Raw genomic sequence first — 14,478 nt, forward strand, 5'->3', positions numbered from 1 at the left:
CGGCCGGCACGATCGCGTCATCAGTGTAGGGCGACGGCAGACGTGCTCCGCGCCCCGGCGCCCGGTGCGCGCCTAGGCTCGAGGAATGGCCGAGTCGACTCCCACCCCCAGCGCCGCCCCTGAGACCCGCACCCCCGGTGGCCGGCCGCGGGGGGTGCAGTGGGTGTTCGAGGTGGTGCGCACCGAGCGCATCGCCCCGCAGCTCGTGCGCGTGCACCTGGGTGGCGAGGCGTTCGCCGGGTTCGTCGCGAACGCCGACCCGGCGAACCTCGCGCGCACCGACACGTACGTGAAGTTCCTGTTCGCCAAGCCCGAGCTCGGTCTCGAGCCGCCGTACGACCTCGACGACCTCCGGCAGACGCTCGACCGCAGTGATCTGCCGGTGCGTCGCACGTACACCGTGCGCTCGATCGACCACGAGACGCAGACGATCGCGGTCGACTTCGTCGTGCACGGCGACGAGGGCCTCGCCGGTCCGTGGGCGGCCCAGGCTGCACCCGGCGACACGGTCGCACTGTCGGGTCCGGGTGGCGGGTACGCCCCGGCGGCCGGCGACGTCACGTACGTCTTCGTCGCCGACGACTCGGCGATCCCCGCGCTCGCCGCGGCCATCGAGGCCCTGCCATCGAGCGCCCGCGGAATCGCGTTCGTCGAGGTCGCCGACGAGGCCTCCCAGGTCGACCTCGCCGCACCCGCCGGCGTGGACGTGCGGTGGCTGCACCGGGCGGGCGGTGGGCGCACCGCACAGTACGGCTCGCTGCTGGTGGACGCCGTGGCTGCGCTCGACCGGCCGGCGGGCGAGATCGACGTCTTCGCCCACGGCGAGCGTGAGGCGATCAAGCGGATCGGCGCGATCCTGAACGGCGAGTGGGGCATTCCGCGGCAGGCCATGTCGCTGTCGGCATATTGGGCGTACGGCCGCACAGAAGACGCGTTCCAAGACGAGAAGCGTGCACCCATCGGCCAGATCTTCTCCGACTGAGAAGGCCGGATCTGTCGCTTCCGTACAAGTGCACGGGAAGTGTCACCGACGTGCCCTAGGGTCGTCGCCATGGGAACGACGGCGTCCGCGTACCTGACCGGCTTCGGCAGCTATCTGCCGGGCGAGCCGGTCGGCAACGACGCCATGGCGGCGCACCTCGGCGGCGACGATCCGGTGACCGAGCGCATCCGCAGACGCATCCTCGACTCGAACGGCATACGTCAGCGGCACTACGCGCTCGACGACAGCGGCGAGCCGACCGAGCTCAACGAGGAGCTCGCGGTGAAGGCGCTGCAGGCGGCACTCGCCGACCGGGGGATCGCGGCGACCGACCTCCGCATGCTCGCCTGCGCGACCACGATGGGCGATGTGCTCGTGCCGGGGTTCGCGTCGATGGTGCACGGCCGGCTCGGCGGTGGACCGATGCAGCTGCTCTCGGCATCCGGCGTCTGCGCGTCGAGTCTGGCCGCGCTCGATGCCGCGGTCAGCAAGATCCGCCTCGGTGATCACCCGCGCGCCGCGGTGGTCGGTTCCGAGCTGTCGAGCCGCAGCCTGCGGCAGCGACGGTTCGACGGCATCCGCGCCGGCATGGACTCCCACTTCCTCCGCTGGATGCTCTCCGACGGGGCCGGAGCGGTCGTGGTGGAGTTCCAGCCGCACCCCGATCGCCCGTCGCTGCGGGTCGACTGGGTGCGCCAGGTCTCGCTCGCGCACGAGCACGATGTGTGCATGCGCGCGGGCATGGCGGGTCTCGATCCCGTCGTGGGCTCCACCTGGCAGGACGTCGACCTCGCCACGGCCGAGGCCGCGGGCATGTTCGTGCTGCGGCAGGACGTGAGCGTGCTCGACGACCTGGCCTCGGCGGGGCTCCGGCAGTTCGAGGAGCTCGTCGACATCGGACTCGTCGACGTCTCGCACCTCGATCACGTCGTGTGCCACTACAGCACGAACATGTTCCGCGATCTCGCGTTCGAGGGACTCCGCCGTCGCATCCCGACCCTCGACACCGACCGGTGGTACTCGAACCTCGAGACGCGCGGCAACACCGGGTCGGCGAGCATATTCATCGCCCTCGAGGAGGCGTGGCGCACCGGGCGTTTCGCGGTCGGTGAGACGATCCTGCTCGCCGTGCCCGAGTCGGGGCGCTTCTCGTTCGCGTTCGCCCACCTCACGGTCGTCGCTCCGCCGGGACCGCACCCCGCCCCGTCCACCTCGCAAGGAGAACAGTCATGACGATCGACACGACGACGGATGCCGCGGCCGACGCCGCAGCGACGGCGGGCGACCTCGCCGAACGGCTTGCAGACGTCTGGATCGAGCTGGAGGAGCGGCTCGACGCCGTGCCGGTGCTGCGACGGCTGGCCGAAGGCACCGTGACGCTCCACGACTACCAGCGGCTGCTGTTCAACCTGCGCCAGCAGGTGGTCGACGGCTCGCCGTGGATCTCGCGCGCGGCATCCAACTTCGACATCGAGCACTTCACCCTCCGTGCGGCGGCGATCAAGCATGCCGAGGAGGAGCACCGTGACTACCTCATGCTCGAGCGCGACTACGTCGCGGTCGGCGGCTCGCTCGAGGAGCTGCGGGCAGGCCGCAAGAACCTCGGCTCGGAGGCGCTGTCGGGGTACATGTTCACGTATGCCGACCGTCCGAACCCGGTGGGTCTGCTCGGGGCGATGTTCATCATCGAGGGGCTGGGTGCGAAGCGCGCTGCGGGATGGGCTGCGCGGTTCCAGGAGACGCTGGGACTCGCCGACAGTCAGGTGCACTTCATGCGGTACCACGAGGTGGCCGACGGCAACCACACCGGCGACCTCGAGGCCATCCTCACCTCCGGCATCGTCGACGCGGCGGCCGCCGACGAGATCGTGCGCTGCGCGCAGGTGGTCGCGCGCCTGTACGCCCTGCAGTTGGAAGAGCTGGACCGCTGATGGCCAAGCGCCCACCGCTGCCGGTCATGCGGGAGTTCGTCCGCTCCGACCCGAGCATGTGGGAGGCGATCTACGCCGATCCGTCGGTGCCCCTCGACCGGGCCGTGGTGCGGCAGATCCTCAACGACCAGCGGCGGCTCTCGCGCCGGTGGCTGTATCCGCTCGCACGCATCCTCTCGCGGATCGTCGTGGCGGTCGTCTCGATCGTCAAGCGCGTGCTGCCGTTCCGGTGGATGCCGCTGCGGGTGATGGATGCCCTGTGCGTGTGGTTCCTGCGACACTTCGTGTCGCCGAGCGCCGTCGACCTGCTCATCCGGCACTTCGTCATCGAGACGAACCTCGTGAACTTCATCATCCGGAACACCGATGTCGACATGGCTCCGGTGACGCTGCGCCCCACCGCGCTCGCCGGTCTCGGCGATCAGGCCGTCGTCGAGCACGACGTCAACGTCTACGACGTGCTCATCGCGCTCGACAAGGTGAGGCTCGCCGAGCGCGAGACGCTGGACTTCACGCAGCTCGACATCCCACCGCTCGACGCGGAGCGGCACATCCGTCGCATCATCCGCCTCGACATCCAGACGGCGCTGTGCTTCATGAACATCCCGTTCTCGATGGCGCTCACGGTCGAGGAGTACCGCCGCGCGGTGCACTCGATGAAGTTCGACGATTCGTTCCTCGAGATCCTCACGGCGATCACCGGCGACGACACGTTCCGTGCGTGGAAGGTGGGCGCGCTGAGCCTGTGGATGGACTCGAACGTCGACGTGCCGCAGATGGTCTATCGCCACGCCCTCGTGTGCGAGTACGCGCACGCGCACCTGGTGAAGCTCGCGGGCGGCGTCTACCCGCGAGACACCCCCGCCGTCCGCGACTGACTTGTCCACAGGGCGCCATCGCCCCCTTCCGGGATCTGACACACTGTGCGCACCCGAACCGATGGAGCGTCGATGAAGTCTGTCCGTCGTCCCGTCGTCGCGCTCGCGACGACGGTGATCCTCGTCGCCCTGCAGGCGTTCCTCGACCCCACCGGGCTCCTGGCCCTCGTCGGCTGGTCGGGTGCGCTCCCCGCCCTCGATCGGGGACTCTGGCCGCTCGCCCCGTACGTGGTCTTCGTGCCCGTGCTGCTCGTCACGGTGTGGTGGGCCGCGCTGCGTGCGGGCGATCGGTACTGGACGCTCGTCGCCGGCGTCGTGCTCGCGGTGGTGCTCGCCCAGGCGGTCACCTGCCTTGCGATGACGGGCGACCTGGCGAACTCGGCATGGGCAGCCGGCTACGTCACGGCGAAGGCCGTGCCGGCCGCCCTCCTCGTCGCCGCGATCACCCGTCTGTTCGGCGGACGCACCGAGAAGACCCGCACGACGCCCGGAGCGGTGATCGCTCCCGCGCTCCTGTTCGCGGCCACCGCGCCGCTGCTGGCCGGGCAGTGGTGGACGGCGGTCGTGTACGCGCCCGGCGTGCCCGTGGCGCGCCCCGACCGCGGCATCGTCTCGACCCTCGTCGCGGTGGTGCTGCTCGCCGCGATCACCGCGGTGTGCCTCCGGTGGATGCGCGCGCGGGTGTCCGGCGTGCTCGGCGGATGGCTCGCCGCCCTGGTCGGCGCCGCAGCCGTGGGGCTCGTGCAGGCCGTCGTCGCGCTGATCGTCGAGGGCATGCCGAGCACCGACCTCTGGCCGCTCATGAGCGCGTACGTCGCCGTCGCCGACGGGGTGTCGTTCGGCGCGTGCCTCGGCTGGGTGGCGGGCGTCGGCGCGATCGCGGCCGATCGCCTCGCCGAGCGGGGCATGCGGCGGGTGCCGCTGCTCGCGGCCGCGGTGGTCACCGTCGCCGCGCTCGTCGTGACGGTGGTGACCGCTGTCGCACCCGCGAGGGGGACGGATTCCGCGGCATCCGTCCCCGACGGGTTCCTCCGTGCCGAGGGAGGCGTCATCACCGACGGTGACGGCGATCAGATCCTGCTGCGCGGGGCGAACGTGAACCAGCTCGTGGACTTCTACGCTCCGAACCCCGACGTGCCGGTCACGACCCCGCTCACCGAGGACGACTTCGCGCAGATGGCGGCACAGGGCTTCAACGTCGCGCGCCTGGGCATCTCGTGGTCTGCGCTCGAGCCGGTGCGCGGCGAGATCGACGAGGACTACCTCGCGCAGATCGTCGCGGCGGTCGAGTGGGGTGGGGAGCACGGCGTGCGCACCGTCCTCGACATGCATCAGGACTCGTGGTGGAACGAGGGCACGCCCGAGAGCGAGGCCTGCCGGGCGGGCACGGCGCCGATGTGGGGCTACGACGGGGCCCCGGGGTGGGCGACGATCACCGACTCGGCGCCGCGCTGCCAGTTCGAGGGCCGTGACATCTCGCCGGCATCCGACCGCGCGTTCCAGAACTTCTACTTCGACACCGACGGCGTGCAGTCCGCCCTCGTCGAGACGTGGGCGCGGCTGGGTGCCGAGTTCGCCGACGAGCCCGCGGTCGCGGGCTTCGACCTGCTCAACGAACCCGGCTTCGGCGAGACCGCGCCGGTGACCACGTCGTTGCAGCTGGGGCGGTTCTACGACCGGGCGATCACGGCGATCCGAGAGGCCGGCGCCCCGCAGATCGTGTTCATCGAGCCGAGCATCCTGTGGTCGGGGCTCGGGTTCGACACCGGGCCCGCGGTCGGCTTCACCGACGACGACAACATCGTCTTCGCGCCCCATCTCTACGCCGAGTCGATCACGATGGACCGAGCGCTCGGCATCACTCCGATCGTCGGGATGGAGCGGCAGTTCGCCCTCGCGCAGCGCGCGGCCGACGCCTACGGGTACCCGCTGTGGTCGGGGGAGTACGGCTACTGGGGCGAGCAGCCCGACCGGGAGGCGCGTCTCACCCGCTACGCCGCACTCGAGGACGAGTACCGCATTGGCGGGGCGTACTGGGTGTGGAAGCAGGCCTGCGGCGATCCGCAGAACGGCGTGCAGCCGATCGGCGACGGGCTGATCATCCAGGACTGCGAGGAGGACGGCTGGGTCGGTCCGAACCAGGGCATCCTCGACATCCTCTCCCGCGCCTACCCGCGCTCCGCCCCGGGTGAGCTCACCTCGCTCGCGGCCGACGGCGCATCGATCGCTCTCGAAGGCGGGTCGCCGTCGCGATCGTGCGGCCTCGACGTCTGGGTGCCCGGCTCGGACGAGCCGGCGGTGGTGAGCGAGGGGCTCAGCGACGTCGAGGTGAGCGCCGTCGACGGCGGCTGGACGATCAGCGGATGCGCCGACGGGGCTTACGCGCTGACGGCGGGCGCGTCGACGCCGTAGCGCCGGAGCGGGTGCGGGTGCGCGGGCGCGCTCGTGCGCGCTCGTGCGCGCGCGCTGCCGGCGCGCGCCGTCGATCCGCGCGCCGCTCCTGGACCGGCGCGCAGTGGCCGCGTTACAGCGCGACCGGGATGCTGGTCGTCACGAGCCCCGCGTCTGCGAGGAAGCGCTCGAGCACGATCATCGCCACGCCCGTCGCGACCGAGTTGCCTCGCACCGTCGACACGTCGAGCTCGGCGCCGACGATGGCGCCGCCCGGCGACTGTGCGACCAGATGCCTGCGCGTCGCCGCGACGAGGCTGTCGCCCAGCGCCCAGGTCGTCCAGCCCGTGAGCAGCACCAGCTCGGGGTTCACGACGGCGACGAGGTCGGCCAGCGCCGACCCGAGGTAGTACGCGGTGCGGTCGATCGTCTCGAGCACGGCGGGGTCGGGGTCGGGGCCGTTCGCGACGGCGGCGAGGGCGGTGATGAAGTCGGATTGCGCGTCGAGGTCGGCGAGGGCGTGACCTGGTGCGATCTCGCGCAGGGTCAGCTGGATGCCGGGAGCGCCGACGTACGCCTCGACGCAGCCGTTGCGGCCGCAGCGGCACGCCCGTCCGTCGAGGGCGAGCAGCGAATGCCCCCACTCGCCCGCCGAGTTCGTCGCGCCGCGCAGGATCCTGCCCTCGAGCACGATGCCCGCTCCGACACCGGTGCCGAGGTTCACGGTCACCAGGCTCGAGCAGGATCGGCCGCGCCCGAGCCAGAGCTCAGCGGTGGCGATCGACTTGAGCGGATTCTCGATGACCAGCGGCAGGCCCACGCGCTCGCGCAGGTGGTCGAGTTCGACCTTGTGCCAGGTCCAGTGCGGCACGACGATCGACACGCCCGTCGGCCCGTGGATGAGCCCCGGAAGCGCCACACCGACCCCGAGCACGTCTTCACGCGGCACCTCGTTCTCGGCGAGCAGGCGGTCGATCGTGCGGCCGATGCCCTCGACCACGGCGTCGGGATCGAGGTCGTGCTCGTCGCGCGCGTCTTCGACCGAGGCGATCTGGCCGAGCGCCGTGTCGAAGAGCACCGCGCGGATGTAGGTCTCGGCGACGTCGATGCCGACCACCCGGGTGCGCTCCGTGCTCATGCTCACGGTCGCCGTCGGACGGCCGATCCGGCCGGGCGTCGATTTCGTCTCCTCGACGATGCCGCCCGCGAGCAGCTCGCCCACGATCGTCACGACGGTAGCGGGGCTGAGGCCGGTGGCCTGCGCGATCTCGTTGCGCGTCGTCTCACCCGCCGAGAGCACAGCATGGAGCACGTCGAGCCGCGAATCGCTGCGGATGTCGCGCGACGTACGTCTGGGCACACCCATGCTCATCCCCTGGAACGTGGCGGCTGTCGATTCTCGTCCGGATGCCTGACCACCCGCGGCGGGTGCGTCGACCGATCTCCGTGAGTATTTCACCTCGGCACCTCCACCCGCACGACGGGCAGCCCGGTGGCCGTGAGCGTCACGGTGGTCGACTGCCGAGTCTCATCGGAGCGGGGAGGCGTGCGGACGAAGACGATCAGGCGACCGTCGAGTGTGCGACGGGAGGTCGAGGAGTAGGGCGCATTGTCGGCGAGGTCGCCGTTCTCGATCCCGCGCAGCTCGCCGCCGTCGACCTCGACCGAGACGACGGCGTCGCTTCCGGCGACCGCACCGCTGTCGTCGAGCAGCGTGCACTCGATCTGGATCACGTCGCCGCGATCGATGGCGGCGGCGTCGCAGCGAGCGGATGCCTCCTCCGGCGCACGCCACACGACGGCGTCGATCCGCGCGGCAGCCCGCGGCGGGCGCAGCTCGTCGCGGGCGACGACGCGTCCGCCCACGAGTGTCTCGAGCACGAGGAGCGTCGCGTGAGCCGAGACCGTCGCGGTCCAGCATCCGGTCTCCTCGTCGCGTGCGAGCGGCACGGCGACGTCGTCGACCGTCAGTCGCTGCTCGTCGCCGCCCGCGAAGCAGAGCACCTCGAGCAGGTCGCCGCGGGCGGCATCCCATCGTCGCGAGACGGGGTGCGACCAGAACGTCTTGCGGTCGGCGGCGCCGGTCTCGGCGCGCACCACCAGCCGGGCGACCGGAGCGTCCGACCACCAGCTGCGCCGCAGGTGCCATTGCTCCTTGGGGAAGCCGGCGACCGTGAGCAGCCCGGCGCCCGAACCGTGGATGGGCCACCCGTGCGCTTCGCCGAGGTAGTCGATCCCGGTCCACAGGAACTGTCCTGCGACGTAGTCGTTCTGCTCGACCTGCAGCCAGTCGGCATAGCGGTGGGAGTTCTCGCTTCCGATGAACGGGTGGTCGGGGAAGCGGATGTGGTCGTCGGCGTACAGGTGCTCCTTGTAGTTGTAGCCGATGAGGTCGAGGCGATCGAGCAGTCCCGTCCGGCTCGAGAGCTCGGGGAAGGCTGCGGCGAGAGTCGCCGGCCGTGTCGGATCGAGGTCGTGCACGATGTCGACCAGGCGGTTCGAGATCGTGGTGAGGCGGCGGATGTCGGGACGATCCGGGTCGTACAGCCGCTCGGCGGCGGGCTTGTTCGCATCGTTGTTGCCGGTCATCTCGTCGAAGAGCGGGCTGGCGTACGGGTCGTTCGGATAGTCGACCTCGTTGCCGATGCTCCAGGCGATGATCGACGCGTGGTTGCGGTGCGAGAGCACCATCGCGGCGAGGTCGCGCTCGTGCCATTCGGGGAAGTGCTCGGCGGCACCCTCGTGGCGCGGGGGGTACACGTTGTGGCCGTGCCACCACTTGTTCTTCGGGTTCTCCCACTCGTCGAACGCCTCGTCGATGACGAAGAAACCGAGCGCGTCGCACAGCGCGTACAGGTCGGGGGAGTGCGGGTTGTGCGCCATGCGCACCGCGTTGCAGCCCATGTCCTGCAGGGCGAGGAGGCGGCGCAGCCACACCTCCGCGGGCACGGCGACGCCGAGGGCTCCGGCGTCTTCGTGCAGGCACACGCCGCGCAGCTTCCGCGTCTCTCCGTTGATCGAGAAGCCCGCGTCGGGGTCGAAGCGGAAGGTGCGGATGCCGACGGTCTCGGTGTACACCGCGGTGCGCTCCTCGCCGCCTTCGCTCCACACCAGGGTCGAGGTGAGCCGGTAGAGCGATGGTGAGGTGTCCGACCACAGGTCGGGCTGCGGAACCTGCGTCGTCACGACGAGGTGGGCGGAGCCGCCGGCGGCGAGTTCACCGGTCGTTTCGAAGGTGTGCGTCCGGCCCGACGTCAGCGAGCGCAGCTCGTTGAGGGCACGTACGGTCACCGCCTCCGTCGCGCTGCTGACGAGGCTGTGCTGCACGGTGACGGTCGCCGCGTCGGCGTCCGCCGACACCGTCGTGAACGCGGTGCCGTGCTCGCGCAGCCGCACCGCGGAGTGCACCTCGATCTCGACGGCACGGGTGATGCCGGAGCCGTTGTACCAGCGCGAGTCGGAGATGTCGGTGTGGTCGACGCGCACGCTGATCACGAGGTCGTCGTCGGGGGCGTAGCCGAGGATCTCGGTGAGATCGAACGAGAAGGGGGCGTAGCCCGAGGGGCGGCCGCCCAGGTGATACCCGTTCACCCAGACGTCGGCGTTCTTGTACACGCCGTGGAAGGCGAGACGCACGTGCTGCCCGTCGCGGAGTTCGAGCGGGGCGAGATCGACGTGCGCCCGATACCAGCCGATGCCGCCGGGCAGGTACCCGGTGCCGCTGGAGTGCTCGACGGCGAACGGCTGCTCGACGCTCCAGTCGTGCGGCACGGTGACCGCCCGCCACGCGGAGTCGTCGTAGCCCTTCCCCGAGGCGCCGCGCTCATCGGTGAGCGCGAACTTCCAGCGGTCGATCGGGGTGGTCTGCATCGGGGAGTACCTATTCCTCTTCGTCTTCCGCGGCCGGGACGACCAGCTCGGGGGCATAGCGGTTGAAAACACGGATGAAGACGACGGCGCCGAGGAAAGCGATCCCCGCGAAGCCGATGGCGAGCCACAGCAGTCCGTAGCCGGTCGCCTGCGGCGAGAAGATGCTGACGACAGCCAGCAGGGCGGTCAGCGCGATGACGGTGAGCGGAGGGAGCGGGTGCCGCAGCGACATCAGGCGCGCAGTGCGCAGCACCTCGCGGATCGTCCCCTCGAAGGTGGCGAGGTAGGGGAACACGTACAGCGCCGCCATCGTGAACATGAAAGTCAGCACGAACCACACGGCGAGCAGGATGAACCGGAGCACCGGCTCCGTCACGAGGACGGTGACCACGATCCACCATCCGGCGAGCACCGCGACGAGGAGCACCAGGATGCCGAACAGCAGGGTCGCCTGCCGGAAGTTGCGGCGGAACGAGCGGAAGTAGTCGCCGGTGATCGTCCTGTCGGAGCCGGCGGCGATGCGCAGTGCGACGGAGTTGAGGGCCGTGAGCGAGGCGCCGAGGGTCACGATCGGTAGCGACGTCACGATGAAGAGGATGTTGAGGATCGCGAGGTCGGCGATGCGCGTGAGCACGCGCATAAGCGCGGAGTCGGGCGCGAAGATGGCGTTCATCCGGTGATCCTCTCGTGTCGTGGGTGTGGTGTCCGGGAGTGGGATCGGGCGGGTCGCGGTGCGCGACCCGCCCGATCATCGATCGCGGGTCAGCCCTGTTCGGCTGCCCAGGTGTCGATCTGGTCCTGCACGAGGGTGCGGGCATCCTCGTAGCCGACATCCGTCAGCTTCTGACGCATCTCGGCGACCGCGGCTGCCGGGTCGTCGAACTTGCCGAAGGCCAGCTGCGGGATGTACTCCGAGAGCACGCCGCCCATCGCCGCCAGGATCGGGTCGAGCTGCGACTTGTCGAGCACCAGCGTCGAGTACGGGTAGTCCTTCGCGACGGCGTCGAGCTCGGCGTAGACCTCGAGCTTGTCGGGGTCTTCCGTCACGCGGGCCGGCTCGAACTCATCCATGCGGCCGGCCCAGAAGTTCGAGCCCAGCGCGTCGGTCGACGAGTCGTAGCCCTCGGGGAAGCCGAGCTTGCCGTCGTCGGTGAGGACGTAGTCGGTTCCCTCGATGCCGAAGTTGAGCAGGTCGTACGCGACCTGGTCGTTGCGGATGAGGTCGTAGACCTCGAGAGCCTTCTCCGGGTTCTTCGAGTTGGCGCTCACCGCCATGGCACCGTGGGTCTTGATGTCCTTGAAGAAGTTGCCGTTCTCCTGGCCGAACACGAACATCTTCGGGTCGGAGCCGGGCTGCTTCGTGGTCATGTTGTTCCAGATCTGCGTGATGAAGGTCTGGGTGTGGTGCTGGTCGGTGCCCGACAGCCCCGCGTAGAACTCCTCGCGGTTGTCGCCGTCGTAGTTGATGGCGTCCTCACGCCACACGCCCATCTCGTTCCACTCCTTGGCGAGCTCGGCGGCCTCGATGATCTCGTCGCCCTCCATGTACCACGAGCCCACGGTCTCGGGGTCGGCCTCGGTGGTCTGGAACGGGTAGTAGACGCCGGCGCTGACCTGCTGGATGGTCTGCCCGTCGGTGTGCCCCTGCAGGTAGCCCGTCAGCGGGTACTCGTTGAGGCCCGCGACATCCCACGGGTAGGTCTCGGGCTTGTTGTCCTTGATCCACTGGAAGTAGTCGGTGAAGTCCTCGAACGACGTGATCTCGCCGCCCTCGAAGCCGGCCTCCGTCGCCCAGTCGCCACGGTAGAAGAAGCCGTGGTTGGTGTACTGGGTGTAGTTGTCCTCGGGGATGAACATGATCTGGTCGTTGAGCTTGGTCAGCTCCCAGTCGCCGTCCGCGTCGACCTGCTCCCACGTCTTCGGAGCGTGCTGCTGGAGCATCTCCTCCGTCAGCGGCAGGAAGGCGCCCTTCTCGGCGTTCTCCCACGCGTACAGCCAGTCGGTGGCGGTGGTGATGAGGTCGACGTTGTCGTCGCCCGACAGCAGCTGCAGGTTGTACTGCGTCTGCCAGTCGGCCCACTCGACGTAGAACAGGTCGAGGGTGGCGTTCGCCTCCTCGGTGAGGTACTCGTTGAGCTGCTCGAGCATCGCTTCGAGGCGACCGTTGGTGGGCTTGTCGCCCAGCACCAGCATCGTGATCTCGGTGGGCTCGCCCGACGACTCCTCACCTCCGCCCGCCGAGCAGCCGGCCAGGACGGCCGCGGTCATGCCGACGGCGGCGATCGCCGCGCCGGTCCTGATGAATTTCCTTGCCATGTGAGGCTCCTTCGGCTCTCATTCAGGGTGCATTGCAGGGGTGCCGCAGCAGGTGCTTCGGCAGGGGCATCCGGTCATCGCTGACCGGGCGCGTGTGTCGGCGGTGGCGATCAGCCCTTGACTGCTCCGACCGTGATGCCGCTGACGAAGTACTTCTGGACGTAGGGGTAGAGGAGGAGGATGGGGCCGGTCGCGAGGACCGCGCTGGCCATCTTGAGCGTGTTGCTCGGAAGGTCCGTGATGCTGACGTTCGAGCCGGCCACGGAGTTGCGCAGAGCGTTCGCCGTGTTGATCACGTTGTAGAGGTAGTACTGCAGCGGTTTGAACTCGACGGTGGAGCCGAGATACAGCGACGACAGATACCACTCGTTCCAATAGCCGAGGGCGAGGAAGAGGCCGACCGTCGCGAGCGCCGGCTTCATCATCGGCAGCGACAGCTGCCAGAAGATGCGGAAGTCGCCCGCGCCGTCGACCTTGCCCGACTCGACGATCTCGTAGGGGACCGTCTTCATGAAGTTCTTCATGAGGATGATCAGCCACGGCGTCATCAGCAGCGGAAGCCAGACGGCGAGGTAGCTCCCGCGGAGCCCCAGCGTGCGGCTGACCCAGATGAACGTCGGGGCGAGACCGGCCGAGAACAGCGTCGTGAAGTAGATGAAGAACGAGATCTGGTTGCGGAACGGGAAGTCGGGGCGGTAGAGCGCGAAGCCGGTCATCGCGATGATGAACAGCCCCACCGCGGTGCCGGTGACGGTCATGGTGATCGTCACCACGTACGACCCGATGATCTGCTGCGGCGCACGGAAGATGTACTCGTAGGCGGTGAGCGTGAAGTCCTTCGGCCACAGCCCGAACCCGGTCTGCATGATCGCCGACTCGCTCGAGAACGATGCCGAGACGATGAGCACGAACGGCAGCAGGCAGAACAGCGCGAACATCGTGATGAAGACGTACGAGATGCCGCGCAGCACGTAGTCGCTGCGGTCGAGCTTCACGGGGCGGGCCCGATTCGATCGCGAGTACCAGCGCCGCTTCCGCGACAGCGTGGTGATGGTCTCGGTCGCCCCCTCGGGGATCGTCTGGGTCGCCGAGGGCAGGAGCAGATCAGAAGAGCGCATAATCCTTGTTCATCTTCCGGACGATCCAGTTCGCCAGCATGACCACGGCGAAACCGAACAGCGACTGATAGAGGCCCACGGCTGTGGACGTGGTGAAGTTGTTCTGCGTCATGACCATTCGGTAGACCGCGGTCTCGAGGATGTCGGTGGTCGCGAACAGCTGGGCGTTGTTGCCGACGAGGTTCCAGAACAGGCCGAAGTTGCCGTGCATGATCTGGCCCATCGAGAACAGCAGCAGGATGATGAAGGTCGGCTTGAGGCTCGGCAGGATCACGTACCGGATGCGCTGCCACGCGGATGCGCCGTCGATCGCCGCGGCTTCGAACAGGCCCTTGTCGATGCCCATGATCGCTGCGAAGTAGACGATCGACCCGTACCCGGTGCTCTGCCAGAGGTGCACCAGGATGATGATGATCGGCCAGGCGCCGGCCATCGAGTAGATCTTGATCGGGTCGCCGCCGGTCTGCTCGATGAGCGTGTTGAGCGCTCCGGTGTCGTAGTTGAACAGGTTGAAGGCGATGACGCCGACGAGCACGACCGAGATGAAGTACGGCAGGAACATCACGCCCTGCGAGACCTTCTTGAAGTACTTCAGCCGCACCTCGTTGAACATGATCGCGATGGCGATCTGCAGGATGTTGCCGAGCACGATGAACGCGACGTTGTAGAGCACCGTGTTGCGGGTGAGCAGCCACAGCTGGCCCGACTTGATGAGGAACTCGAAGTTCTGCAGGCCGACGAAGGGGCTGCCGAAGATGCCGTCGGTGTAGTTGAAGTTCGTGAACGCGATCCAGATCCCGGGGAGGGGTGCGTAGTTGAAGACCAGGAAGAACAGGATCGCCGGCGCGCACATGACGAGCAGCATGCGGCTCTCGCGCAGCCTCATCCACAGCGATCTGCGCCGCTGCGGCACTACCTCTTTCACAGACATCCGTCGCCTCTTCGCGTTGGGGGATCAGCGTCCTCGCTGACCTGCCTCATGGTTAACCTAA

General features: G+C 68.8%; 11 protein-coding genes. 5 read left to right on the plus strand and 6 right to left on the minus strand.

Features of this window, described 5'->3' with window-relative positions:
• The first annotated feature begins 85 nt into the window (after nt 1-85).
• The 5 genes from JOD63_RS00375 (at nt 86) to JOD63_RS00395 (ending at nt 6,203) form a co-directional block, all read left to right on the plus strand.
• Nucleotides 86-982 carry a siderophore-interacting protein gene (locus tag JOD63_RS00375; RefSeq protein ID WP_045276385.1) on the plus strand — a complete coding sequence of 299 codons (897 nt, stop codon included), beginning with the start codon at nt 86-88 and terminating at the stop codon, nt 980-982.
• 69 nt (nt 983-1,051) lie between these two features.
• Nucleotides 1,052-2,215: a 3-oxoacyl-[acyl-carrier-protein] synthase III C-terminal domain-containing protein gene (locus JOD63_RS00380; RefSeq protein WP_045276386.1), complete on the plus strand. Its 1,164-nt coding sequence runs from the start codon at nt 1,052-1,054 to the stop codon at nt 2,213-2,215.
• On the plus strand, nt 2,212-2,913 hold the full coding sequence (locus JOD63_RS00385) for an iron-containing redox enzyme family protein (RefSeq protein WP_045276387.1): 702 nt from the start codon (nt 2,212-2,214) through the stop codon (nt 2,911-2,913). The genes JOD63_RS00380 and JOD63_RS00385 overlap by 4 nt, the downstream gene beginning before the upstream one ends.
• The gene (locus JOD63_RS00390) at nt 2,913-3,791 is read left to right on the plus strand and encodes a DUF6999 family protein (RefSeq protein WP_245243859.1); all 879 of its coding nucleotides are present in this window, start codon (nt 2,913-2,915) and stop codon (nt 3,789-3,791) included. The genes JOD63_RS00385 and JOD63_RS00390 overlap by 1 nt, the downstream gene beginning before the upstream one ends.
• Nucleotides 3,792-3,863: 72 nt before the next feature.
• Nucleotides 3,864-6,203 (plus strand): glycoside hydrolase family 5 protein, encoded by a 2,340-nt coding sequence (locus JOD63_RS00395; RefSeq protein ID WP_052682562.1) that lies wholly within the window; start codon nt 3,864-3,866, stop codon nt 6,201-6,203.
• A gap of 112 nt (nt 6,204-6,315) precedes the next feature.
• Here the strand turns inward: JOD63_RS00395 and JOD63_RS00400 are convergent, their stop codons facing one another.
• The 6 genes from JOD63_RS00400 to JOD63_RS00425 all read right to left on the minus strand — a co-directional run bounded on the left by JOD63_RS00400 (nt 6,316) and on the right by JOD63_RS00425 (nt 14,417).
• Nucleotides 6,316-7,548 carry an ROK family transcriptional regulator gene (locus JOD63_RS00400; RefSeq protein ID WP_045276388.1) on the minus strand — a complete coding sequence of 411 codons (1,233 nt, stop codon included), beginning with the start codon at nt 7,546-7,548 and terminating at the stop codon, nt 6,316-6,318.
• 89 nt (nt 7,549-7,637) lie between these two features.
• Nucleotides 7,638-10,052: a glycoside hydrolase family 2 gene (locus JOD63_RS00405; RefSeq protein ID WP_045276389.1), complete on the minus strand. Its 2,415-nt coding sequence runs from the start codon at nt 10,050-10,052 to the stop codon at nt 7,638-7,640.
• A gap of 10 nt (nt 10,053-10,062) precedes the next feature.
• A complete protein-coding gene (locus JOD63_RS00410) occupies nt 10,063-10,725 on the minus strand; it encodes a YesL family protein (protein ID WP_045276390.1) in 663 nt (220 codons plus the stop codon).
• Nucleotides 10,726-10,814: 89 nt separating this feature from the next.
• Nucleotides 10,815-12,368 (minus strand): DUF3502 domain-containing protein, encoded by a 1,554-nt coding sequence (locus JOD63_RS00415; RefSeq protein WP_045276391.1) that lies wholly within the window; start codon nt 12,366-12,368, stop codon nt 10,815-10,817.
• A gap of 110 nt (nt 12,369-12,478) precedes the next feature.
• Nucleotides 12,479-13,486, minus strand: coding sequence for a carbohydrate ABC transporter permease (locus JOD63_RS00420; protein ID WP_084613627.1), 1,008 nt, complete (start codon nt 13,484-13,486; stop codon nt 12,479-12,481).
• The gene (locus JOD63_RS00425) at nt 13,473-14,417 is read right to left on the minus strand and encodes an ABC transporter permease (RefSeq protein ID WP_045276392.1); all 945 of its coding nucleotides are present in this window, start codon (nt 14,415-14,417) and stop codon (nt 13,473-13,475) included. The genes JOD63_RS00420 and JOD63_RS00425 overlap by 14 nt, the downstream gene beginning before the upstream one ends.
• Nucleotides 14,418-14,478 lie beyond the last annotated feature (61 nt).

Source organism: Microbacterium terrae (assembly GCF_017831975.1).
In the GTDB taxonomy this organism is placed as follows: domain Bacteria; phylum Actinomycetota; class Actinomycetes; order Actinomycetales; family Microbacteriaceae; genus Microbacterium; species Microbacterium terrae.

Coding starts and splice junctions, on each gene's coding strand:
- JOD63_RS00380 (WP_045276386.1), top strand. CDS start 1,052: ATGGGAACGACGGCGTCCGCGTACCTGACCGGCTTCGGCAGCTATCTG.
- JOD63_RS00415 (WP_045276391.1), bottom strand. CDS start 12,368: ATGGCAAGGAAATTCATCAGGACCGGCGCGGCGATCGCCGCCGTCGGC.
- JOD63_RS00390 (WP_245243859.1), top strand. CDS start 2,913: ATGGCCAAGCGCCCACCGCTGCCGGTCATGCGGGAGTTCGTCCGCTCC.
- JOD63_RS00375 (WP_045276385.1), top strand. CDS start 86: ATGGCCGAGTCGACTCCCACCCCCAGCGCCGCCCCTGAGACCCGCACC.
- JOD63_RS00410 (WP_045276390.1), bottom strand. CDS start 10,725: ATGAACGCCATCTTCGCGCCCGACTCCGCGCTTATGCGCGTGCTCACG.
- JOD63_RS00405 (WP_045276389.1), bottom strand. CDS start 10,052: ATGCAGACCACCCCGATCGACCGCTGGAAGTTCGCGCTCACCGATGAG.
- JOD63_RS00400 (WP_045276388.1), bottom strand. CDS start 7,548: ATGGGTGTGCCCAGACGTACGTCGCGCGACATCCGCAGCGATTCGCGG.
- JOD63_RS00425 (WP_045276392.1), bottom strand. CDS start 14,417: ATGTCTGTGAAAGAGGTAGTGCCGCAGCGGCGCAGATCGCTGTGGATG.
- JOD63_RS00385 (WP_045276387.1), top strand. CDS start 2,212: ATGACGATCGACACGACGACGGATGCCGCGGCCGACGCCGCAGCGACG.
- JOD63_RS00395 (WP_052682562.1), top strand. CDS start 3,864: ATGAAGTCTGTCCGTCGTCCCGTCGTCGCGCTCGCGACGACGGTGATC.
- JOD63_RS00420 (WP_084613627.1), bottom strand. CDS start 13,486: ATGCGCTCTTCTGATCTGCTCCTGCCCTCGGCGACCCAGACGATCCCC.